This window comes from Paenibacillus sp. FSL K6-2862 (genome assembly GCF_038005125.1).
Taxonomy (GTDB): domain Bacteria; phylum Bacillota; class Bacilli; order Paenibacillales; family Paenibacillaceae; genus Paenibacillus; species Paenibacillus illinoisensis_A.
This window is the reverse complement of the sequence record NZ_JBBOSN010000001.1, coordinates 3,334,570-3,359,079: the sequence shown is the minus strand read 5'-3', so window position 1 is coordinate 3,359,079 and position 24,510 is coordinate 3,334,570. Positions and strand designations below refer to the sequence as shown.

18 protein-coding genes are annotated in these 24,510 nt (G+C 46.9%); 2 read left to right on the top strand and 16 right to left on the bottom strand.

The window, feature by feature from the left end:
- Positions 1–56 precede the first annotated feature (56 nt).
- The 7 genes from MHB82_RS15255 to MHB82_RS15225 all read right to left on the bottom strand — a co-directional run bounded on the left by MHB82_RS15255 (position 57) and on the right by MHB82_RS15225 (position 11,673).
- The gene (locus MHB82_RS15255) at positions 57–335 is read right to left on the bottom strand and encodes a hypothetical protein (RefSeq protein WP_095357960.1); all 279 of its coding nucleotides are present in this window, start codon (positions 333–335) and stop codon (positions 57–59) included.
- Complete coding sequence (locus tag MHB82_RS15250; protein WP_341175148.1) at positions 322–1,986, bottom strand: hypothetical protein; 1,665 nt, start codon at positions 1,984–1,986, stop codon at positions 322–324. Before MHB82_RS15250 ends, MHB82_RS15255 begins: the two co-directional genes overlap by 14 nt.
- A gap of 121 nt (positions 1,987–2,107) precedes the next feature.
- Positions 2,108–5,668, bottom strand: coding sequence for a DUF4132 domain-containing protein (locus MHB82_RS15245; protein WP_341175147.1), 3,561 nt, complete (start codon positions 5,666–5,668; stop codon positions 2,108–2,110).
- Between the two features lie 48 nt (positions 5,669–5,716).
- On the bottom strand, positions 5,717–6,907 hold the full coding sequence (locus tag MHB82_RS15240; RefSeq protein ID WP_341175146.1) for a VWA domain-containing protein: 1,191 nt from the start codon (positions 6,905–6,907) through the stop codon (positions 5,717–5,719).
- The gene (locus MHB82_RS15235) at positions 6,892–9,306 is read right to left on the bottom strand and encodes a DUF5682 family protein (RefSeq protein WP_341175145.1); all 2,415 of its coding nucleotides are present in this window, start codon (positions 9,304–9,306) and stop codon (positions 6,892–6,894) included. Before MHB82_RS15235 ends, MHB82_RS15240 begins: the two co-directional genes overlap by 16 nt.
- On the bottom strand, positions 9,294–10,394 hold the full coding sequence (locus MHB82_RS15230) for an ATP-binding protein (RefSeq protein ID WP_341175144.1): 1,101 nt from the start codon (positions 10,392–10,394) through the stop codon (positions 9,294–9,296). Before MHB82_RS15230 ends, MHB82_RS15235 begins: the two co-directional genes overlap by 13 nt.
- 301 nt (positions 10,395–10,695) lie before the next feature.
- A complete protein-coding gene (locus MHB82_RS15225; RefSeq protein WP_095357966.1) occupies positions 10,696–11,673 on the bottom strand; it encodes an aldo/keto reductase in 978 nt (325 codons plus the stop codon).
- Positions 11,674–11,964: 291 nt separating this feature from the next.
- Here MHB82_RS15225 and MHB82_RS15220 point away from each other — a divergent pair, with 291 nt between their 5' ends.
- A complete protein-coding gene (locus tag MHB82_RS15220) occupies positions 11,965–13,155 on the top strand; it encodes a cytochrome P450 family protein (RefSeq protein WP_341175143.1) in 1,191 nt (396 codons plus the stop codon).
- 41 nt (positions 13,156–13,196) lie between these two features.
- Entirely contained in the window at positions 13,197–13,556 is a 360-nt protein-coding gene (locus tag MHB82_RS15215; RefSeq protein ID WP_095357968.1) for a ribosomal protein L7/L12, read from the top strand.
- Positions 13,557–13,685: 129 nt separating this feature from the next.
- On the opposite strand, the gene MHB82_RS15210 is transcribed toward MHB82_RS15215, so the two are convergent.
- The 9 genes from MHB82_RS15210 to MHB82_RS15170 all read right to left on the bottom strand — a co-directional run bounded on the left by MHB82_RS15210 (position 13,686) and on the right by MHB82_RS15170 (position 24,412).
- The gene (locus tag MHB82_RS15210; protein ID WP_127540066.1) at positions 13,686–14,441 is read right to left on the bottom strand and encodes an SDR family NAD(P)-dependent oxidoreductase; all 756 of its coding nucleotides are present in this window, start codon (positions 14,439–14,441) and stop codon (positions 13,686–13,688) included.
- Between the two features lie 294 nt (positions 14,442–14,735).
- Positions 14,736–16,463 (bottom strand): ubiquinone-dependent pyruvate dehydrogenase, encoded by a 1,728-nt coding sequence (gene poxB / locus MHB82_RS15205; protein ID WP_110822094.1) that lies wholly within the window; start codon positions 16,461–16,463, stop codon positions 14,736–14,738.
- Positions 16,464–16,704: 241 nt separating this feature from the next.
- Positions 16,705–17,472 carry an SDR family NAD(P)-dependent oxidoreductase gene (locus tag MHB82_RS15200; protein ID WP_095357970.1) on the bottom strand — a complete coding sequence of 256 codons (768 nt, stop codon included), beginning with the start codon at positions 17,470–17,472 and terminating at the stop codon, positions 16,705–16,707.
- Positions 17,473–17,588: 116 nt separating this feature from the next.
- Positions 17,589–17,894, bottom strand: a complete 306-nt coding sequence (locus MHB82_RS15195; protein WP_181429948.1) for a Dabb family protein — start codon at positions 17,892–17,894, stop codon at positions 17,589–17,591.
- Between the two features lie 182 nt (positions 17,895–18,076).
- On the bottom strand, positions 18,077–18,328 hold the full coding sequence (locus MHB82_RS15190) for a type B 50S ribosomal protein L31 (RefSeq protein WP_095357971.1): 252 nt from the start codon (positions 18,326–18,328) through the stop codon (positions 18,077–18,079).
- Positions 18,329–18,470: 142 nt separating this feature from the next.
- On the bottom strand, positions 18,471–18,737 hold the full coding sequence (locus tag MHB82_RS15185) for an HPr family phosphocarrier protein (protein WP_236146554.1): 267 nt from the start codon (positions 18,735–18,737) through the stop codon (positions 18,471–18,473).
- A gap of 168 nt (positions 18,738–18,905) precedes the next feature.
- Positions 18,906–19,973, bottom strand: coding sequence for an NAD(P)-dependent alcohol dehydrogenase (locus MHB82_RS15180; RefSeq protein ID WP_341175142.1), 1,068 nt, complete (start codon positions 19,971–19,973; stop codon positions 18,906–18,908).
- A gap of 75 nt (positions 19,974–20,048) precedes the next feature.
- The gene (locus tag MHB82_RS15175) at positions 20,049–22,190 is read right to left on the bottom strand and encodes an alpha-glucuronidase family glycosyl hydrolase (RefSeq protein ID WP_341175141.1); all 2,142 of its coding nucleotides are present in this window, start codon (positions 22,188–22,190) and stop codon (positions 20,049–20,051) included.
- Positions 22,187–24,412, bottom strand: a complete 2,226-nt coding sequence (locus MHB82_RS15170; RefSeq protein ID WP_341175140.1) for a glycoside hydrolase family 52 protein — start codon at positions 24,410–24,412, stop codon at positions 22,187–22,189. The genes MHB82_RS15175 and MHB82_RS15170 overlap by 4 nt, the downstream gene beginning before the upstream one ends.
- Between the last annotated feature and the right edge of the window lie 98 nt (positions 24,413–24,510).

Genomic DNA, 24,510 nt, shown 5'->3' with positions numbered 1-24,510 from the left:
TCTCCACAAAAAAAGATTTGCAGAGGCACTCGCTTCTGCAAATCTTTCGTATTGCTTCAGGATGATTCCTGAATGCTCAGTTGTACATACTGGGTTAAGCGGCAATAATGGCTCAGCAGAAGCTCCTCGTTACCATTGCCAAGAGCCAGGCTGCGTCCTTCGGTTATCAATAGCCCTACAATTTCCTCAAGGAATGTCAGTTGATACCGTTTGATCTCCACAAGAAACTGTTCTAACACGCCTACATCCTTCAAGGTGAATTGGGATATCCCGCGCAGCAGCAATTCTTCTGTCCAGCCGCCGATCTGCTGCACGAACTGATTATAGTCTTCCAAGTCTACCCGTCCTCCCATAGCCTATATCCAATTTTAGGCTGATTACCCGTTGTCCCTTCAAAAAGCTGATCGGGTAAAATGCGCTCTGTTCCATTCGAACGAAAGCATAAAAGTGTTCGAGCGAGGCGGCTCCGTATCCTGACTCGAGACGTTGGATCATCATTTGCCAGTCCATGGAGTAAGGAAGCGTCAGAGGAAGCAGTTCCCCTTCTTCCGTTTCAATGGTAAGGATAAGTTGTTGAGTTCGTTTGTCAAAGCTGTGATCTACGATCCGGGCAACCCGAAGGATGGCAAAACGCTCCTTCGGATTGGTAAATAGCTCAAATGTCCTTGAATCCTCAAGAAGTAGAGAAGGAACATTCTGCATGTATTTACCCAGATTCACATCTTCCACTTTCGTTCGCGTCATAAGTTCCAGCTTCGCACCCTCCCCTGAAGAGAGCCTGCGGTCATTGTTCACTTTTACCGTTTGGAACTGCAGCTCTTCCCCAGCAAATTGACGGAAAGTCACGTTGGTAAGCCATGGCGTAAATGCCCCATAATGCTCTGCGTAGGAAAATGAATTGTCGCCATAGTAAACAGCGCGCACATCGCTGTACGTGTATATTTCTTCGTCTTCAAAACAGTAGAAATAGTACGTAATGCCTCGGTAACCGGACCTGGTTTCCCATGCATCTGCTCCTAAACCATACAGATGTAGCTGTGGAACTGTGTAATACTTACTGCGAAAACTGCCAATAAGCTGGCTCTGCATATAAGCGGAAGTACACTCTTGCTCCAAAACCTGTAATGCGAGATACAGCTTAGACACCCGATCAAGCATGGTTTGCATAGAGAAACGAATATGTCGATTGAAGAATAGCTCTAATTCACCCTGAATTCCCCGTAAATTTCGTTCAACATCAGGGAGGTTACCGCTATGCGCAGCTACAGCGAGTGTCTCTAGCTGGGCCATATAAGACTGTGGCAGCCTGGCAAGCCCGGTTTTTAAAAGATCGGCAAGCATGCTCCGGCATTCACGGACGGTTTCAATGGAGAACTTGGTATCATATACTCTTGCACTCAAGACATTTTCATCGTCCACATGTTGTTGTCTGCGATATCGAAGCAAGGCTTCCAGCTTCGCCATACTACCAGCCGTTTGTTTAACCTTACACAGCGCCTTCGTGAGACTGGGTTCCTGGGTGAATGAAACCTCGATGCCTTGTCTTACAAGTCGCACGGTAAGAAGCGAATCCTCCAGAACTTCGATCTGCTCGGGATACTTCAACCGGAACCAAACCTCTTCAATCATCGAGGAGCTATACGATTTGATTAAGGTAGACAGGTCAGACTCTGTCATCCAGCGGAAACGAGATTCATGGCCCGGTGTTAACTCCTCTGCATCCATAGCAATCGAACTGGACTTAGAATCCTTGTCAGTCGCTTCAGGTGTTGGTACAGCCTCCACCTGAATGTCTTGCCCCATAGCATCTTCATCCGTCTGATGTTCACGCTGATAATACAGGATCGAGATCAGAACATGTTTGCAGATGTGATCTGACGGACAGGAGCAATCCCAGTGATCGATCGTACTTTCCAGTGTACAGAGAGTTCCATCACTCAACAGACAGCTCACTGATGATTCGTTCCACGTATATTGCACACTCACCCCGTTATCTATGTCTTTCAAAGACCTCTTGTACAATCCCTTATTCGCATGTCTTATGAGATAGTCTTCCGTGCATAATTTGGAAAATGTCCTGAATTTATGTTCGAATTCACTCACGTAATCAACGCCCCGTTGCTCTTAGGATATCATAGAGCGTTTCACTGAAGACCCGTCCCGGAATCTGACCCAGAGCAATGCTTTTGTTATTGCTGTAGTAATAATTTCTCTTGTTCTCCGGTCTGAAGAAATGGAGAGATTCAAGCGTAATATCGTCCATCCCCTCATAATACGTGATACTGGTACCGCTGAAACGCAGTTCAGCTACGTATTCATCGTACTCCTTGTAGAATTCATGGTACCAGCCGCCGTCCATTGCCGTCCCTTTGATCCAACCGAATTTCTCCAATGCTTTCGGGAAGGCTGTCGGTGAAAACTCCGATTCCGGAAGTCGGGAGTACTCTTCAAGTTTGATGTCTTCTTCCTCAGGCAGGTGAATTTCCCGGTTAAGCTGCTCGAAAGGTTGCTTCACTTCGTAATCTTCGAGCTGTGTTTTCCAGCCGTCCAGGGTGGATGCTTCAAGTTCAAGAGGGTGTACAAGTCCTACCTGCACATTCAAAGGAAGTTCGTATTCATCCTCATCGACGGTATTAAACGTGCCATCTTCCATATAGCGGAATGTGCTGATCAGCTGACCATCTTCATACGTGCCCCAGATCAGACCTACAGCGAATTTTTGCATGATCACATTTTCAACAAAGAGTGCTTTCCACTCTTCAGCGGAACACAGACGCTGCTTGGACAATGACTCCTCCAGGCGCTGTGCCTGAATGCCCACCATTGTTTTGAGATCTTTCTTCAGCTGCGTAAAACGTGCTTTGGATTGCGCAGCGAGCTCTGTATCATCCTTCTGTGCTGGTGCAGGCAAGCTTTTCACCGTTTTACCCGTTTCTTCGTTCAGAACGACGATTTGCAAATCCCCATTCACTTTAATCAGGAATGAACGCTCACCGTAACTCAGCCTCATCGTTCCTGACTCGTCAAAGCCAAGCGTGGTCACAAGCCGGTCTTCTAACTGTTCCGGTGTAAGTCCCAAGTTGTCGGCCGCAAGCTGAAGTGCTTCTTCTGCCGCGCCTTTCACCTGACGGTTCTTGACGCTTCGTTTAATTTTATCAATGGCCATGAGTGCAGATGGCTCTTTCAGGTAAGCTAGTACCTTCACGGCATCTGCGGCAATAGCTCCACGGCTATTTTCGGTCCATTCCTTAATCTGAAGCGACAGAATGTGAACGATTTGCACACTGCCAAAGAGCGCAGAGATATACATCACCCATTTCTCCTTCGCAGGAGCACCGTCCTGAATCCATAACTGGAGCAGCTCCGTCGAGAATCGAGATAACGATTCTTCGTCTGCATACTCCCGCAGTTCATTCAGTCTTTCGTTAGGTGCAGATGTATGATCTACCGATTGGACCAAAATATATTGCTTGATTCGATCATCCAGAGGTTGATTGTCTTCCGAACGAATAAGCGAAGGCAAGTCCTTCAGGGATAACCAACTAAATCTAGCCAGCTTTTTGGCATCCGCCTGATCAGCAAGTGCAGCATGGGCATATTCCGGGCTTTGATCTGCAGTATCCAGCAGAATTTGAATCAAGTTCTTCCATTCCGCCGACTTCTCACCCTCCAGAAGCTCACGATATAGCTCTTTATTATGATCCAGGCTGCGAATTGCGCTAAGCGCCATTTCTTTCACGCTTGCTTTTTTCTCTGAACGATAGATCGTTGTGAAAAGTTCCGGATCGGGCAGACGATTGAATTCGGATAATGCGAGTCCGTTGGCTTTTTTGGATGAATCCTGCAATCCGGCGCGAATCGCCTCGGCAAGCTTCTCCGTCTTGAGTTCACTTCGTTGCTCGAAGGTAATCTCCAAAATTAAAATACGTGTGTCCGTTGGGAGCTTTTTATACTGTCCCAGAGCATAATCCAGATTTTGCTGAATAATCCGGCGGTACTCATCCTGAGGCATTGCTTTGTACCTGTAATCGGTCATACCGTTTAGCGAGATCAAACTGGTCAATAGTTTATCCTGCTGTACCTCTGGATCTTGCCCATAACGCTGCAGCAGCTTCTCACCGCTGAAAGCGTAGGAACGATACATATCCGAGACGATATCCAGCGTCCACTCCGGATAGGTCGCCAAAATTACAAACCGGCGCATTGACTCTGAATCCACTGGCAGGAAGCTGATCGCAATCAGAGTCTGAATACGTTTTTTGTCACGATTCAGATTGTTAAACAGACTGCGGCTGTTTGAGTCTTTCCAGTAATCTTCAAACGAAGTTTGACCTTCCAGATACCGTGCGATGGCAAGACCACTGCGACCTCCATCGAGTGGCTCCCGGAGTACTGCAGAAACGGCTTGTTCAAGCGTACCGTCCGCATTAGGGATTTCTCTACTGTGATCTTCCATTATCTTTTGGATAACCAGCTTGAGGTATGGGGTTTTGAGAATATGATAAGCTCGTATGGATTGTTCCGGATCACTCATAATGGCCGACTGGATCGACTGCCATGATATCGTATACATATTCAATTCGTTATTCATAAGCTCGATCAATTGGTATGGTTCATCCAGAGGAAGCAGCCCAGCGAGCAGCCCGTCTGCATTTTTGGCTCTGGAATCCATGCTCATCAGATACATGCGCGTCTCAAACGGATAGATTTCATGCAGCTGATTAATTGCCTCCAATAGAGCTTGACCTGTTTCGCCTTTGTTTTCGAGGAACCGGTCCTTTCCCCCATGGACATTGATCAGATACAACAACGAGCTGCTTATCAAGATCATGGTCTGATGGAACACATTCTGAGACAATTGTTCTTTTTTATTCAATGAAGTGTCCGGGTAGAGCTCTTCCATCAGGCGGTTTCGTTTTTGCTGAAGAAATTCCGGTTTCAGATCATGCACAGACCGATTAGATCGGCTCTGCATGGAGCAAACAACCAGTGGCTCAATAAGCTTATGTAACGCCGGGCGGAGCTGCTCTGCATCATCAGCAACGACCAGTTGAAGTAACTCAGGCAGGTGGTTGTTTAGTAATTGCAACTGTGCTGCCTGTGAAGGAACTCCGTTCAGCCTGGAATACAGTTTCAGTAGAAGCAAGGCGTCGATAATTTCCCGCTCATGGTTACCATATCCGTTGCCTTTTTTGGACTCAACAAATACCTGTACACGGCTTAGCCTGCTTTTGAGCTCATCTACAATTTCTTTTTCTCCGGCAAACTGACGTATTTTCTCCAATCGGGACAGAAGACCACCGATCCGATCTGGGCCTTTGCTCTTTCCACTCAAGCCGTAGGCTTCAGAGTCATTGCCGAGACATATGGTAAAGCCATCCGTGGCCCACGAATTGCGTCTGGAGTAGTGGGATTCCAGGTGAATGACAATAGCTCCTGCCCGGAAAAATATATCTCCATCATCTTTCTTGGCAAGCTTCATGAGCGCATCAATTGTATAGTAGACATAATGGCTGGAATTCCCTATCATTTCAGGAAACTTGTCCGTGTTTCCCAGCACATAATCAATGATTTCCTGACTCCGATCTGTTTTTAGGGAGTAATCCTTCGAGCACATCTCAGCAAACTTCTCAACTAACGCCTCAACAGCGCGATCTGTAGTAAGCATTACACATTCCTCCTTAAATTTTGAGTGAAAAACCTTGTTATAAACTCATTACGTGATAATCTCGCCGATCCAGTCTGCGAGCTCGTTAGGGGTGATTGCGGCGACATGCGCTCCCATATCGGTTAAGGTTTGTGCGGCATGTTTGTTATAGACGGTATCCCCATTAAAATCGAGCGCGGTGAGCACAAGCAGTTTGCAACCGGCATCGATAATATCCTTACACGCTTTATACATTTGTTGGATCGGATATCCCTCTTCCAGATCACTTACAAGGATGTAGATCGTTTTGCCAGGATTATCGATCAGCGTCTCGCCATAACGCAGAGCCTTGGTAATATGAGTTCCTCCACCAAGCTGTACACTCATAAGCACGTCAACCGGATCATCCAACCTGTCACTTAGATCGACAACCTGGGTATCAAAGATAAACAAGTGGGTGCGCAGCGCATTCAAACGATAGAAGATACTAGCCATTACTGAGCTGTAAATGACCGAGTCCATCATACTGCCGCTCTCGTCAACAGCAATAATGACATTCCATTTATTATGCGGCTGGATATTACCATCGAAATAAAGACGATCGATCACCAATCTGCGGTTTACTCGATCGACATTTTTCAGGTTCTTGGTAATGGTTCGTTTGAAATTAAGATTACGCAGGGATTTTATAGAACTAGGTGTGTAACGGCTGCGTTTTCCCATGATACTGGCTTTGGTCTGGGACTCCAATTTACGCTGAAGGTCCTCTACTACAGTCCGTACGATCTCCTTCGCACTCCGCAGGACGTCCCCTTTCATTCGTCCTTTGAGTTGCATGATGTTTTTCAGCAGGTTCATGTTGGGTTCGAGAGACTCAAGCAGTTTTTTATCGGTTAACAGCTCTGTTAGGCCATAACGATCCAGCGCCTGTTTCTCCAGCAGCTCCACGGTTGGCTTGGGGAATAATTCCCGAACCTTATGCAACCAGTTTGGAACCGTAAGATTAGAGGAGCCGCGTCCTCCTTCTTTTCGGTATCCCTGTTCTTCACCGTATTCCCGATTGTAGAGGTAACCCAGAATTTCATCGATTTCGGTATACTTGAAATGCTCAGCGTCGTATGCACCCGTGTTCGATAAGCCTTCTTCAGCAGAATCGCCCAGGATCAATCGCCATCGGTTCAGCGTTTCAGCCTGATTGGAATCAGGAAGGGACTTCAATGGATCAGGAGTTCTCGCCCCTCTGTTCAGATCAGCTTCCATGTCTCAAACTCCTTCCGGATGGCTTCATCCCAGGATTTCACCTGAAGCAGTGTGTGTTCGTCGATCCCCGGTATCGCCATCTCTTCGGATTGAACCTGATGCAGCTTCGCAACCCGATCCGCAATCAGTGTTGTCTCCATAGGTGTAAAGTAAGTGAATGCAAGCCTTAGTTCCGGGATCATCAACATAAAATCATTATGATCCAGCTGCTCTATCATGTAATTCAGCTCGGATAGCAGCTGATCTTCATATAAAAATGCATCTCGTGCCACGGAAAACACACCCTGTAAATACAGTGCTGTCTGCCGCATTTGATCCGGGGTACCGCGAATGTATCCCCGAGCACGATCAACGATCTCTTCCCTTGACCGATCACCGAGTCCCGAGGAAATGGCCAAGCATACACCTTCGAGTTGAGCCGGAAGGTTGTGATCTGCCAGCAGTTCATTCAGATGAGCTCTGAAGGTTTCATCGCGGTAACGTTCTTCGGAAGATTCCGCCAGCATCGCGAGCAGCTTCAGCCCCTGTATAACAGGCTGATGCTCATCAGAATTCGTTCTCGCGAGCTGCAGCAATTTGTCCACTGCGTTATTGTAGGCTTCGGCAACCAGCTCGGGAAGATGGCTGTCATCCGATAATCCAAGTAATCTTCGGTGCTGATGAATTCGGTCCAGAATGTGAAGACTCCCGCATAGGGATAGGAAATTCCCGTCTTTTCTCAGTGCTGAGCGGACTTGATCATACAATTGAGCGGCCGTATCCTGTAAACCCATAAGCAGAGCCTGGAGCATGGATCTAGCAAGCTCACCACTATGATGATCCGGAATATCCTGCATGTGTTCCGCCATTTTTCGCGTTGCCGCTTCCTGAATGGTACCCCCATAGAGTGAATTTTCGATTAATCTTGCTTCAATCCTTGATGAATAGGTGTAGATCCAAGTTTCCCTGACCAGATTCATATCTCGCTGTGCAATCCAGTCTGGTCCAGATTGGCGTTTCGCGAATTCGGGAACCAGATAGGTAATGCATTGGAATAATTGACTAAGCTGCCGATGCTCTGGTTTGGCATATAGATCAAGGACCTTCTTGTGCTGACCAGTCGTACGAATTTGCAGCTTCGCTACCGCACAGCGGGCTTTGAAATCTTCAACAATCGGAATGTTGAATGAATTGGGGGCCACACTTCCTATGGCATCTCCGGTCAGAAGAAGCTGGAGCTCTTGCAGCGGTTTTTCTGTAGCCAGTGTCAGCTCACCTTTGACAAAAGAAGATGTCGCTGCGTCCATCAATTCATAAACTCCGCCTTCTCTTTTGTCCCGAAGTGCTGCAAGCCCCTGAACCATGCTGTATGCCTCAATCGCGTCACTGGTCGAAACGTGCTCATGGCCCTTACGGAGTGCACGTGTAAGCTTGGACAGCAGATTCACTGCCGTTACGTTGTATGCGGTACTTTTCTTGCGGAGCAGCTCGCTCCATATCATGTCGTAGTAATTCACATATGGCATTCCACTCGCGTAACCATTCAGACGGTCCGCTTCTGCAAAGGTGTACACCATGGGATACATCTGCTGATGCACCGAATTCGTGGTTCCATAGCTTTTATTCTTCTTCACAGGCATGTCTGAAGACTTCTGCGAAGCCGAGTCTGTTTCCAAGCCCAGTAGTCCGTACGTATGGAATCCACCTGTAATGACGAGCACACGATCATATTTCAGGGAAGCCTCACGGATGCAGTTTCGCATGTGTTCTTCTCTGACAAGATCACCGGAACGGTGTAACCGATCTGCTGTGTAACACATACGAGATAACGTACAATAGGTGAACATATCCTGCACAAATTCCTGTGTGGATTTCTCCAAGCCGCAGATCTCAAACACTTTCTCCCATAGCTCGTCGAAGCTGCGGCAGTTGATTTTTTGACACAAACGGTTGATAAAGTCCGAGCTGGCCAGCAGCGTCTCATCCTGAACAGATATTTCATGCTGTTCCGCTTTCTCTGTGTTAGCGAAATGATAGTAATCGAGATCAATGAACTGTGCAGGAATGTTAAGCCTTGAAGCTTCACGTAACGCTACATATTCTGGGGAATAACGCAGCATCGGATAGTAACACGCTGCACGGTCATCCTCGCTCTCATAGGTATAATACAAGCTAACCGGAGGGATCGTTGCATCATCAGCCAACACGGAGAGATATGGATTCCCGCTCTCGGGTCCTTCGATCAGAATATTGTCCGGCTGATATGCCTCAATCAGTTGTAACAAATGATAAGAACAAACCGGACTATGATGCCTTATCGGAAAATAAACCGTACCATTGTTCAGGTTATACACCCGAGACTCAAAGAGGGATTGTAACTGGGTAACATCCGGCTCCACTATTGGTGCTACCCGATCCATTTTTTCTCCTCATAATAGTCCTTCCAAATGCCCTCTTCTTTGGAGCGTTCCTTCACAACCTTGGAGAAGTAGGCTTTAAGAACGGACAGATCCTTGTCATTTTCCTTGGCAATGGTTCCAAGCATGTTCTGAACCAGGCGATCCAATGCAATTCCCTTATCCTCGTAATAATAGGAAGTCATTGCACTCTGAACGTATACGGAAACAGCTTCTGCAGTACTCATGGAAGCTTGTGGCGTGTCCAGCTTGTAACCTTCACGGCTTATGCCGGTACGCAGCTCCATGAATGTCGTCGCAAGAAGCTCGACCACATCGGGATTAATTTCGATATCAATATCACTATGTAATAAAAGGCTTCGTGCCTGGGATTCAATAATTTTCGCTTCCATCTTCACACTGCTGATCGGTTTGATCGTTTCGAAGTTGAAACGGCGTTTCAGCGCACCACTCATCTCGTTAACACCCTTATCACGAATGTTCGCTGTAGCAATTACGTTAAACCCCGGCTTGGCAAACAGCACACCACCATCAAGCTCAGGAATACTCATGACTTTGTCGCTTAGAATACTGATTAGACTATCTTGTGCTTCAGCCGGACAACGTGTAATCTCTTCAAAACGGGTGATGATGCCTTTTTTCATGCCGCTGTATAACGGGGCTGGAACAAGAGCCGCTTCCGATGGACCTTTATCAAGCAGCATCGCATAGTTCCAAGAATACTTGATCATGTCCTCCGTTGTGCCTGCTGTACCTTGAATGGTGTTCAGACTGGTTCCCGAGATCGCAGCTGTCAGCAGCTCACTGAGCATCGTCTTCGCTGTTCCCGGTTCTCCCACCAGCATTAAGCCGCGATTGCCCGCCAGCGTTACCACCGCACGTTCAATTAAGACGTCATTCCCATAAAATTTACGAGTAATCGGTATGGCGTCTCCATCCAATATAGCGGGTTTGTCCCTGCCGATAATGAAATCTCGCACATATGCGGGAGATAATAGCCAGTTGGGGGGCCGTTTTCCCTTGTCTTCCTCCCGAAGTGCGCGTAATTCAGTCTCATATAATGTCTCAGCCGGCGGCTTAAGTATTTCCATCGTTATCCTTAATCTCCTTCCACAAAACAGATCGTATGTTCTTATTCCTCTTATTTTATCACAGTGGTTTCTCAACCACCCTAGAAACCGGGAAAAATGGTTGAAACGTCCCTCTTATCAGAACTCTGAACTAAGTCTATGGACATGGAGTATAGCGCATTTATGTATTCACTAGACTACGAATACCCGTATTGAATCTATCAATAAATAGACAAATAAAAAACACAGACCGCCGGCCTGTGTTTCGTTCTCGTTTAAGGAAAAAATGTTTCAACTAATGAGCAATCCATATGTCTTCTGCTTACATTCTTCTTCCACAGGACGCTGAATACAGCTCATACCATTCATGTCGCGTTAGTTCAATCTGTGTAGCATCACGGCAGGCACGGATACGTTCCGGCCGAATTGAACCAATCACAGGTTGAATGCCTGCGGGATGTTTCATTAACCAAGCGAGTACAATAGATTCAGCCGTTACGCCCCGTTCCCTGGCAATCTTATTCACGACCTGGACGGTATGTTCTATCTCGGGTCTCTGACCTTCGACTACCCTGCCCGTAAATCTACCTTGCGCAAGTGGCCCCCAAGCCTGCAGCTGGATATTCTCGGCCTGACAATACTCCATCGTACCATAAGGGAAGACTTGGTCCTTGGCTTGTAGACGGTTCACGGTAACCCCCGCTTCCACGAATCCGATTTTGTCCAAACTCATCTCGAGCTGGTTCACGATTAGAGGCACCGAACTATTGAGCTGCAGCAAACGAATCTGTTCCGAACCCATGTTGGATACACCAAAATGTCTGACTTTTCCGGATTGATGGAGTTTCGCTAGTGCTTCACCAATCTCCTGAGGATGCGCGAGAGGGTCAGGACGATGAAGTAACAGAATGTCCAGGTAATCCACGCCGAGTCGAGATAAAATACCATCAACACTGGCTTGAATATGCGCACCAGATGTATCGTAGCGCTGTGGACCCTCGTCTTCCATAGCAAGACGTATGCCGCATTTGGATTGAATGATGATTTGATCACGCAATCCTTTTCTCTCGGACAGGATTCGTCCAAATACATGCTCTGCCTTGCCACGTGTATAGATATCAGCCAGGTCATAATGATTAATGCCGATCTCAAGAGCAGCCTCAACGGCTTGGTGCCCTTCATGTACAAGATCATCGGTGATCGGAAGTCCGTCCCACTCGCCTCCAAATCGCATACAGCCTAATACAAGCGGACTCGCTGGAATTTGGTGACGATTCAGAGGAAGCCGTGATTCATTCATGATAGATTGCTCCTAACTTTGAAATTTTCACTAGTATTGATTCACTACTGCTTCTCTCTTCAGTCTGTATTTCCCTTCTCCTTCCAATAAAATCTTCCTCTCCATGGATATGTCCACTTCTCTGCTCCTCCACAGGAAAACCGATTTTTCAATGAAAACAAGGTTTCTACGCTCTTAATATTGAATATATAGAGGATGCAGGCTTTAGGTATCAAGCCGAAGAAGCATACATATGATCCTTTTAGCAAAGGACTTCATATTTAAGCTCTTGGATGAGAGGAGAGAATTGAATTGAATACGAATGAAACGTCACAAACGACATTCTTTACCAAGGAATTCACTCAAAACCCCTACCCCGTGTACGAAAAGTTGAGAGAGACAGACCCTGTATTCAAGGTCATGTTTCCTCATGGCGAGTTCGGATGGATTATAACCCGGTATGAGGATGCGGTCGAAGTACTCAAGGATCAACGCTTCAGTAAGGATGTAGCCAAACGATATGGACCTGAAAATCAAACGGTTTTTGTGAATAACATGCTATTCTCCGACCCGCCGGATCACCGCCGCCTGAGAGGACTTGTACAGAAAGCGTTCACGCCCAAATTGGTTGCGGATATGAGAAGCCACATTCAGGACATCGCCGATGATCTGCTGAACAAAATAGGCACCAGAGATAAAATGAATTTAATTGATGAGTATGCCTTTCCACTTCCGATTATTGTCATTAGTGAGATTCTGGGTGTACCTGTTGAGGATCAGGACAAGTTCCGCGTATGGTCCAATTCGATCATTGATGCATCAAGTTCGGATCACGCGGAGATGTTTGAACAGCATGCAAAGGAGTTTACCGAGTACCTGACCGACTGGTTTGCCAAAGTACGCGAGAAGCCAGGTAAAGACCTGATAAGCCAGCTTGTGATTGCAGAGGAATCCGGACAACAACTTACTGAAAATGAATTACTCGGTGTTGTCTCCCTGCTTATTATTGCTGGCCACGAAACTACGGTTAATTTGATTGGCAATGGTGTATTGGCCCTTCTTGAACACCCTGAGCAGAGAGATCTGCTGATTCAGAAGCCAGAGCTTATCCATAATGCAGTTGAAGAGATGCTGCGCTACAATGGCCCTGTTGAATTCAGTACGTCACGCTGGGCGCTGGAGGACGTTGAATTCCGTGGACAGAACATTGCCAAAGGTGAGCTTGTGATTGTGGCGCTTGATTCTGCCAATCGGGATACTGAGAAATTCAAGGATGCCGATATCTTCGACATAACAAGGGAGAAAAGCCAGCATCTCGCTTTTGGTAAAGGCATTCATCTCTGTCTCGGAGCGCCTCTGGCACGTCTGGAAGGCGAAATCGCCATCAGTACATTGCTAGCCCGTTATCCTGAGATACAGCTTCAAACGGATGTTACCGAACTGGAGTGGAGACCTGGCATGATTGTTCGAGGACTGAAGGAACTCCCGGTTCAACTCAAATGATAAAATGATACACACGTAATGAAAGAGAGGCATTCTACACCATGGAAATCAACACCATTTTTTTAATCGTTTTATTACTTCTAATTGTGATACTACTCACCAGAGTAATCAGTCTGCAAAGCCAACTGAATGAACTTAAACGAGATGTGGAACGCATTGAGAATGGTGCTGGCATAACGCAACGAACGCCAAGTTCCTCATTCAATTATCCTGTTTCATCATCTACCCTGTCATCTTCGTCCGAACAGCCAACGGAGTTGTCAGAGCTGGATCAGGAATTAATCCTAATGATTCAACAAGGCAATAAGATCAAGGCCATTAAAAAGCTTCGCGAAGCCAGAAACCTTTCTCTTAAAGACGCCAAAGATTATGTTGATACATTAGAACGTACTTCTTCCTGATCTGCTTGTTAACTCTCGAAACCGATGCTGCTAACGCTACATGAGCAAAGTCGTGACGGATATAAAATTGGAGAGCAAAGACAAAAAAGAGGCCCTGTGTGCGACAGGCCTCTTTCTCTTTATGCAATATTATTGTGCGGTTACTGCGCCGTCAATCGGATACACAGCACCATTGATGTAAGGAGCTTCATCACCAAGCAGGAAGGCAACGAGATTCGCGATCTCTTCCGGCTTACCAAGACGTCCGGATGGAATGCTGTCCACGGTTGCTTTGAACACTTCCGGGTTGTCCTTACCGAATTGAATGACCATTGGCGTCTCAATTGTTCCTGGTGCAATCGCATTGACACGAATATTGTCTTTGCCGTACTCAATGGCGGCTGTACGAGTCAAACCAACTACGCCGTGCTTGGTAGCCGCATAAGGAGCAACTGCCGGAACACCGACAATACCTGCCGTTGAAGCTGTGTTCAGAATGGCACCGCCACCCGTTTTCAGCATTTCGGTGATGACATATTTGAGTCCATAAAATACGCTTCTTAGGTTAATATCGATAATCTGGTCGAACTGCTCAATCGTGTGTTCGATGAGTTTAATACCAGGCCCTGCGATCCCTGCGTTGTTGAAGAACATATCGATTCGACCGAACTCTTCAACTGTTTTTTTGACATAATTCTCAACGTCACTGGCTTTGCTAACATCGGCTTGTACGAAGATGGCTTTGGCACCAAGCTTCTCAATCTGTTTCACTGTTGCTAGACCAGTCTCCTCGACGAGATCAACAACGACAATGGATGCGCCCTTCTCTGCCAGCTTCAGTGCAGCTGCTTGACCCAATCCACTTCCTGCTCCGGTAATAATGGCTACTTTACCTGTGTGACTCATTCTGATCTCCTCCAGTTGTGTTAGTCATCTTGTCATCGGATCGGCTCATTGCGATAGCGTGTAATTCAACAATTTGCTACATATGTAGGTTAAAACTGACATAAATCCTGCCTGACTTTATCTATTTTAATGGACTTACGATATAAAAACAAACCATATCATATGAGTACATACCATGATTTGGATCACAACCTTGCCATCTCGGGAAGGAGAGCAATCACCATTCAGTGAATTTACGCTCTCCATTCATGTGAGATGTACTATAGAGCAAGTAGATTGCGCATTACACGCACATTATCTGAGCAAGTTGGTTTTGGCAAGCTCGATCAATTCATCGCCACGCCCGTTGAGAACCGCCTTCATCATCCACAACGTAAAACCTTCTGCCTGTTTGATATTAATCTTCGGAGGTAAGGACAGTTCCTGACGATTCACAACTGCATCGATCAGGACAGGTCCATCATGTTGAAGTGCACGTTCCACCGCTCCCTCCAGTTCCGCGGGGTCTTCCACCCGAATACCTTCAATGCCCATCGCTTGTGCAACCATGGCGAAGTTTGGATTTACGAGCTCCGTGCCAGATTCAAGGAATCCTGCCGCCTTCATCTCCAGCTCCACAAAGCTCAGCGCACCGTTGTTGAACACGACCACTTTGACCGGAAGGTTATGCTGTTTGAGCGTTAGCATGTCCCCCATTAACATCGCAAGCCCGCCATCTCCGGACAGCGAAATCACTTGCCTTCCCGGATTCGCTACCTGTGCGCCTATCGCCTGTGGAAGTGCATTTGCCATGGTACCGTGATTGAATGAACCCAGTAATCTTCGGTTACGGCTCATCTCCAGGTAGCGTGCGGCCCATACCGTAGGTGTACCTACATCACAGGTGAAAATTGCATTCTCCCCAGCAGCATCGCTGATTACTTTGGTAAGATACTGAGGATGAATCGGTTTTTTTCCAGGTTTTCCGACAGCAAGTTCATCCAGCTCCTTACGTACCTTCAGATAATGGTCCACACTTTTACGAAGATGTTTGTCATGATGCTCGTGCGTCAGTAAAGGCATCAAAGCCTCAATGGTCGATTTGACATCTCCGCACAACCCATAGTCCAGCTTCGTACGCCGACCAAGATGGGATGACTGTATATCGACCTGAAGCACGATCGCATCCTCCGGATAGAACTGACGATAAGGAAAATCTGTTCCAAGCATTAACAAAACATCACAGTCCATCATGGCATGATAACCGGATGAGTAGCCGATCAAGCCAGTCAAGCCGACGGAATAGGGATTGTCATACTCCAGATACTCCTTACCGCGCAAAGCGATAACCATTGGGGATTTCAGACGATCACACAGCTGCATGAGAGATTCTCTTGCACCTGCACATCCCGCACCACAGAGCAATGTGATTTTTTTGTCCTGATTCAGGTAATCGGCCAATTTCCGCAATTCCTGCTCAGAGGGGTGAACAACAGGCTGTGTCACATGGTAAACATGCTCGGGAACGGGCAGGTCGGCTGCCTCAAGACCTGCCACGTCTCCTGGAAGAACAATGACAGATACGCCTGAACGCGAGACCGCAGTTTGTAACGCCATCGTAACCGATCGAGGCATTTGTTTGGGTGTCGTAATGACCTCGCAATAATGACTGCATTCCTGGAAGAGATATTCCGGATGAGTCGATTGAAAATAATCGCTTCCGATTTCATCGCTAGGAATATGAGCGGCAAGAGCAAGTACAGGTACACGGTTTCGGTGACAATCGTACAAGCCGTTAATTAGATGCATGTTTCCTGGCCCGCTGCTGCCAGCACAGACTGCGATACTCCCACTGACCTGCGAATCAGCTCCAGCGGCAAATGCCGCTACCTCTTCATGACGAACATGAATCCATTCGATTTTACCCGACCGCCGGATGGAATCCAGTACGGCATTCAGAGAATCACCCACGATGCCATAAATTCGTTTAATTCCTGCATTTAGTAATGCTTCTACCAGTACATCTGCGATTGTTTTTTTCATAGCTGATCTCCTTTAATCGCTTATTTTGAGTTATGTTTCCACCGGGTTAATATACCTATTCTAATACCCCAATCTTTCGAAAAACGAATCAAAATCATATGTCGTTTTGGATATATAAAACAAAACACCCCTAAGCCATTCCGTCTGCACGGAGCTAGATAGGGGTGTTTCAATGATTCTTTTTCAACAAAGATATTTATATAAGTGTTTCAATTAAAACTTCTTCTAACACTTCTTCATATTAAATAGCTGGCATCACGTTGCCGCCACTGACCGGGATATAGGCACCTGTAATAAAAGAGGATAGATCCGAGGCTAAAAAGGCTACCGCATTGGCAATCTCTTGATCTTCACCCCTGCGTTTCAAAGGAACTGTACGCGTGTAACCCTCATCATGTCCAGGCTCACTGTTACGATCACGATCGCTTATCGTCCAGCCTGGAGCGACTTGGTTGACGGTAATCTGGTACTCTCCCACTTCCTTGGCAAGAACCCGGTATAGTCCGTCCATCCCACGTTTCCCAGCGGTATATGCCGATTGTGTTGCAAAATTCTGCATGGCACATTCCGTGTTAATGCCGATAAATCGACCGCCTCTAGCTTCCTTCATGTACGGAATAAATGCCTTGGCGAGATACACACTCTGCAGCACACAAGATTCGAACTGGCTGATATAGTCTTCGGGAGATTGTTCGAGCACAGTGGTCCATTCATATTGAATAACTGCATTAGCCACCACAATGTCAACTCCAGCGACGCCAAGAATAGCCTGAATCTGATCCCGCATTTGCATAGCCGTTTCCTGTTTTGTTATATCTCCTTGCACGATAACTGCTTGTCTGCCAAAAGCCTCAATCTCCTGCTTAAGTTCGAGAGCTTTCGTTTCATTGTTTATGTAATGCAGCGCGAGATCGGCACCACAACGAGCCAGCGTACGGGCGATGACTCTCCCGAGTTGTCCAGTGGAGCCAGTGACCAGCGCGGTCTTGCCTGTAAGATCCAATTGCATGGCGACAGCACCTCTCTGGTTCTATATCAATGAATGAAAACACTGCAAATGCAGCATGATGAACTAAAACGGTTTCGAAACGTGTCATTCCCTTACCTAAAAATGAAAGACTTATATCATATTCCGTGATTGATTAGATCAATTTCCTGAAAACGACTAACTTCCTTCTCCCAACGTTCCTCCACGTATTTGCGGTGAACCGGGTGCTCATTGTAAGCATCATAAGCTGCTTGATCGGCGAAAACCATTGAGAAACCGTAGTCAAACTCATTTTTGGCACTTACCTGACGCAGAACCTGAAAGTTCTCCACGCCTGGAATTACTGCAAGTGCTTCCGCACTTTCCTTCAGAAAAGCTTCTGCCTCTGCTGTATCTTTGCCAGCGTAAAGTGTAAACGTAACCATATGTGTAATGCTACTCATCTCTATTTCCTCCTCCAATATGATTTCACTCAAGTCCTAGTTTACCTCTGAATGATATGTAAGCGCAATCCTTAATAAAATTTGTCAGAGTTTGGAGCCTTGTAGACCTGCAAATGATGTTTAAGACATAGAAAAACCCCGGAAACGAATTCCCGAGGTTGATCTTGTCATCTATGGACAAACTAGTTTTTGAGGTTGTATTTACGGTTGAACTTGTCAACACGACCACCGATGTCCACGTTTCTTTGTTTACCAGTGAAGAAAGGGTGGGATGCGGAACTAGTGTCCACACGGATTACAGGGTAAGTGTTGCCATCTTCCCATTCCATTGTCTCGTTCGAGAATTTAGTCGAAGAGCTCAGGAATTTGTAATCAGCACTTGCATCGTAAAAAATAACCGTTTGTGTCTTTGGATGGATATCAGCTTTTGGCATAATCTATTTACACTCCTTTAAATGGGTACTTCCTTGAATAGAACTAAATTTTATTATACTCTTTTTTTGGACAAAGTACCAGCAGGATTTGAAGAAACGATAAATATTTACCTATTCGCCACAATCTGCACCTGATCGCGTTCTAAGTTATTCCCTTCTCCAGTACATCCAGCATGTACTCCAGAGCCTCCAATTCATCTCTTCCACGCGTCTGTAATCTGACTATACTGCCATGACGAATCGGAAGAAGCGCCATACCAAGCAGGCTTTTGACATCTACACGATGCTCATGCTCAGACTCAACAAACGACAATGAAATATCCGAGGCAAAACGTGACGCTTGAGAAGATATAGACATCAGATCATCCCGGTGAAAATCAGAGTGAATCGTAAATTCATGTGTTCTCACAACCTTCAGTTCCTTTCGCTAAGTAGCTTATCAACCAGAGTGGTTTGTATCCATTTATATATTAAAATCTTCATGAATTATACCATGTTATGGGAGCTTGTATAATCATTTATTTGGTGAAAATGAAAAAAAAGAAGTCCCTGAATCGGGACTTCCTGAGTAAGAGATTTAAATGCCGTTTGGATAGACTATCACTTTCAGACTGCCGCTCTTATTGTGAAGCGCCCGTTCCATGGCTTGTTGAGTTTCAGCCAGTGAATAACGATCCGTGATCAAGGACAATACATCGTGCTCACCGGAGCTCAGAAACTCAATTCCCGCTGGATAGGTGTTGGCATAGCGGAATATGCCGTAAATATCAACCTCGTTATCGGCAATAAAAGGAACATTCAGTGCAATCTCATCCTGTGCCGGCAGGCCCACAATGGCAAGTTTGCCTCCCCGCCGCAGTGAATACAATGCAGATTGGAGCGCTTTGGGATTCCCTGCAGTTTCCCAAGCCGTATCCACACCGATTCCATTCGTTAACTCACGAATGACCGTCTGTGCATCCTCGTTTCTCACATTGATCGTATGCGTGGCTCCCATACGCCGAGCTGCTTCAAGTCGAACTTCCTCCAGGTCTGTAACTATAATTTTGTCGACTCCAAATGATTTAGCAGCCGCGACAGCCATCAGTCCAACAGGTCCCATGCCCATGATCGCCAGCGTGGTTCCAGGAGCAAGTTTACTTCGACGCGCAGCGTGAATACCTACCGAAAAAGGCTCGTTCATGGCAGCTTCCTCAAAGGACAGATGATCCGGGATTGGAAAAACCATATCCTCACGAATGGTCATGTATTGTACAAATGCACCATCAACAGGCGGGGTAGCTAGGAATTGTACATCTGGACACAGATTATAGCGTCCTTCCTTACATGCCACGCAGCGTCCACAAGTAACGCCTGGTTCGATGGCAACCCGGTCACCTGCCTTCAAGCGTGATACGTTCGAGCCTACAGCAGCTACAATACCCGCACATTCATGCCCCAGAATAATGGGTTTTTCCACTACAAATCTGCCGATTCTCCCGTGTTCAAAATAGTGCACATCCGATCCGCACACGCCTACTGCCATGACCTGAATCAGAACTTCGTCCTCAGTAGGTTTCGGTACAGCCTGTTCTTCGATAATGATTCGTCCAGGTTCAGTCATTACAGCTGCTTTCATGGTCTGGGGTAATTGATGCTGTCCCATTGGGTTTTCGCCTCCTCTTGGTTGCCAATGCTACCCTTAATTCAAGAAAACAAGAATGTGTAGCTGAATTCTCTATTAATAAATGGTTCGTCCCTGCTCATCCTCAATACCACTCTTGCGATAGAAGTACGTATTAATCATGTCCCGCCATTCCTTGGCATGCTCGGCCTGATTGTCCTGACGCAGAGCTACGGTTTCGAAAGTTTCCGGGTCTACTTTACCTTCGAGCTTTCTCCAGGTTTCCGCTAAAGCTTGCGCCTGTTCCGCACCCTTGAAGTGTGTATCATAAATGTGCTGAATGACGGTCTTGCCAGAATGCAGCACATGCGTATAAGGAACATGGTGGAAGAATAACAGCAGTTCATCCGGACAGGTCGTGACATTTTCATATCGTTCCGCATTTTCCGTATGATACTGCGATGTATACCCTGTACCGCTCTGTACGGTCCGATCTACTCCAATGCCCTTGCAATCTGCGAAGTGATAGGTTCCCCATTTGGAATATTCATAACCGTCCACATTGGGGCCATAATGATGATCCGGATTAACCATCCAGCCTACTCCGAGCGGCGCCGTATAATTTTCATAGATGTTTAGAGAGTCCAGAAGCATGCCAGAGATCAGACGAACAACCTCTTCGTCGTGCCCAAACGTGAGTCTGACCCATTCGTCCGCAATCTCTTCCGAAGACAGTTCGGGATTCCAGGCGAGTCTACCATAACCGTACAAATTGGCCTGAGCAAGTGGATGTCCTGTCCAGCATGTATCTGCGCCAATATTCGAAACTGCGGCAAAACCGCTATGAGGTCTGTTGTACAGGGAGCCATCCGCAATACGTTTAACTTCCGATCCTTGTCCCTTCGCATAGGTGTCGAAATCCAATACTTCTTTCCACTGTGGAATCAGATAACACAAATGCCGCTGTTGACCTGTATATTCCTGTGTGATCTGAAATTCGAGCACCTGATTGGTCTTATCCATCGCTCCGAACAGCGGAGATACAGCTTCCCTAACCTGAAAATCCATCGGACCATTTTTGATCTGCAAAATGACATTATCAGCAAACCGTCCATCCAGAGGCTTAAAGTGGTCATAGGCAGCGCGCGCACGATCTGTGGAGCGATCACGCCAGTCCTGCTTGCAGTTGTAGACGAAACAGCGCCAAATAACCAATCCACCAAATGGACGAAGTGCTTCAGCAAGCATGTTCGCTCCGTCTGCGTGGTCCCGATTGTAGGTGAATGGACCCGGGCGATTTTCGGAATCCGCTTTGATCAGGTAACCACCAAAGTCAGGGATGGCCGCATACACTTTGGCAGTCTGAATGTTCCACCATTCTCGTACTTGCTCATCCAGTGGATCAGCGGTAAGCAATCCGCCGATCTCCATTGGGCTTGCATAGTTGGCGCTTAAGTAAAGTCGTATGCCGTAAGCTCTGAATGCAGAGGCTACACGAGCTACATCACTCAAAAAGCGCTCTGTCAGAAACAATGTTTCGCGCTGATGCACGTTGACATTGTTGATGGAGATGGCATTGATGCCAGCCGAAGCGAGCAATCGTGCATAATCCCGAATGCGTACGATATCTTGCGTGAATTCTCCATTTTCATAAAAGATAGATTTACCGGCATATCCACGTTCAATGCTTCCGTCCACGTTATCCCATTGATTAATCATCCGCAGTGCATTCCGTGGCTGCTCAATCACATGACTCCATTTCTTCGGGGATGTATCCGCCTCACTTGAACTCCCCTGTGCCAGTACCAGCTCTCTGAGCAAATGGAATGTACCATACAGTACACCTTGAGGTGTCTCAGCACCAATGAAGAGTCTGGCTAGTTCCTCGTCTTCACGAATGACGAAGCCTTCTCCTTGAACAGCGGCACGTTCACTCTCGCTGAACGCCTCTGCAAGAAGTGAATTGCCTGCCCATGTGCCAATCCAGATACCAGGATCATGGGAAGCCTGTTTACCCTCAAGGTCGATACCGGATAAGACTGTTATTGGTTTCTCTCCGAACAATCTCTCCAATCCTTGTGTAAGCTCCTCCAGAGCTGTAGCAATGACTTCATGCTTCTCGATTGTATTTATACGTTTTACCCAAGCAGGAACAGTCTGACTTGCAGTACCCTTACGACTGTATTCACCAGAGAGATATCCAAGCCACGCATCATACTGCGGGCCAGCTAAGTTTTGTTGAACGATTGAACGCTTCATCGTACCGCCTCCTTGCTAGCATAGATCTGTTCCAAACGAGTACCTTTCCCTTCCAGCAGCCAAAGGATGGATGTTACTCCGCGCGGGTAATATTTGCTGCCCACAGCAACGCCCGACAGGATCTGGTCACTCCAGCACCAGTAAGACTCTTCGGGATGCAGCAGCCAGTTTACATGCGCGGCATCGGATGCCTGCCCTGATTCATCCCATTCCATGCCCAGTATTTCTCTAGTGATAAACTGGGACAGATAGATTTTGCTTAACCACGAGTTATTACTTGTTGAGGACAGCTTCCATCCTCCATCTTCAAATAGACAAGTACCTGGTACTAGAACGTTCTTCAAATGGGTTCGGAGTGCCTGCAGGTAAGAACCAAACCGGCCGTGTGCATCCAGTGCACCTTCACAACCTGTAAAGTAAGGGAATACCAACCCTTCGATAGCCGGGATGATACGGGAATCGTTATTCTCCGCAATAACAGCCGGGATGTAGCCTCCTTCCGTCAACTGGGCTGCAACACTCGCGGCACAGCGATCAGCCTGACGTCCTGCCTGAAGGGATAAATCCGAGAGTTTCTCCGCGGCAAACAGCTTTTCAAGGGCCACATATACAGCCCAGCATTTCCCTGCCAGATAAATATTGTTACGGGATTGACCGAGTGACACATCAAGGCTGTCATAAGTCGTAATTTCTGCTCCGCCCTTCGTGCGGCTGCTATCCAGTCCCATGAGACCGTTACGCTGATCTTCATCCGGGTGATCCCGGTTAAGCATGCTTTGGAAGCAATCCTGAATTACAGGAAGCATCTGCTTCACAAATTCCTGATCCTTGGTTTGTTCAATGTAGACAGTTGCACAGCACAGCCAGTTCACAAGCTCTTCATGACTCATCTGGGAAAAGCAATCATCTATTCCCACTAACTCATAGGCAGAATGTCCTGGACGGGAGAACACATTCGCCACACCAATATCATGGGTAAAGGTCAAGCCGCCTGGATACAATTGATCTTCCCCGGGGAAGCGAACCTGATCGGTATAGCTGTAACGTTTCACAAACCACTCGAGCTCGTTGCGAACCGTCCAAGGGTTCAGGGCAAGTTCAAAATATAACTGATCTGCTGTCAGATCAAGGGTGTTCATCATCCGATATTCGCCTTCATTGACAATCCAGAACGGTTCTCCATCTGCGTCCAGGAGCTGCGTGCTTGCATAATAACTATGAATAGAATGAGCGAGCATAAATGCCTGATCATCCGACAGTGAGCTGGTACCCAGACGCTGTTCTGCTTCCTCGCAAGATGCTGTCAATGTGTCGAAACGATCCAGGGCATACTGGCCAGCTTCCTGGATATCCGCGAAATATCGGGTATACCAGTACGTCGTATCCAAACCGGAAGTGACGATGCCACCGCGGTAAAAACAAACTGCGAAGTGATATGTACGTTTCTCTCCAGCTGGAACTTCCATTAGCAATGCGGCGGTGCGACCTAATCCAAAAGCCAAATTCTCCACATGTTTTTCCTGCAGGATTTTATCTAACGTGAACCCAAGTGCAGGGTACAGTCCATCATCAGATGACATAATCGCTGTAAGCCTTCCTTGTCCGACACCCGTGAGCTTTCCGCCCTCGGGTCCGCCGATCATGCGCATTGCCGAATACGGATCATTACCCTGATATCCGAAATATGCTCTTCGTGACTGCTGTCCTTGCGTGTTATCAATCGTCATCTCCACGAGAACCGCTGGAACCAGAGCATCCTTTAATTGTTCAAGATCCCCATGCTTCGGTTCAGGTACAGGACGAACTGGTGAATAGATCCGGAAAGTCAGATCTCCCGCTGTCCAGGTGTCTGTACCGGACTTGAATTCACGTGTAATTTCTTCATCACGAAATGCTGCAATGAGCGGACGCTTCGATCGGGTTGAAGTATGTGACTGGGATTGAACCTGTGATTCGGCTCCCTCTTCTATTCCGTTTTCTGCATTGTCCAGCTTCTCAACATCGTAGCGAACACTCTCATCCTCGGTAGCTTCAAAAAAAGGTAGTGCCTCATAATGTTCGCCATCACTAGATTGTAATCCTATATATATATTTTGGTCTGCAGGTTTTCCCAGCTCCAGGCCGAGTCCGCCCTTGGCACCTTTGTATCCAAGTGTAAAACTTGCAAAAGCCCCGATCGGTGAGTGGTGGGCGTTATAAAAGATCGATTTGGATGTGCTCATGAACGATGACCCCTCTCAATATGGTTTGCATGCGTTTTCATAGCCTCATCCTAACATGCTCATTCCACCCTAGACCATGGACAAATCAATCGGATATT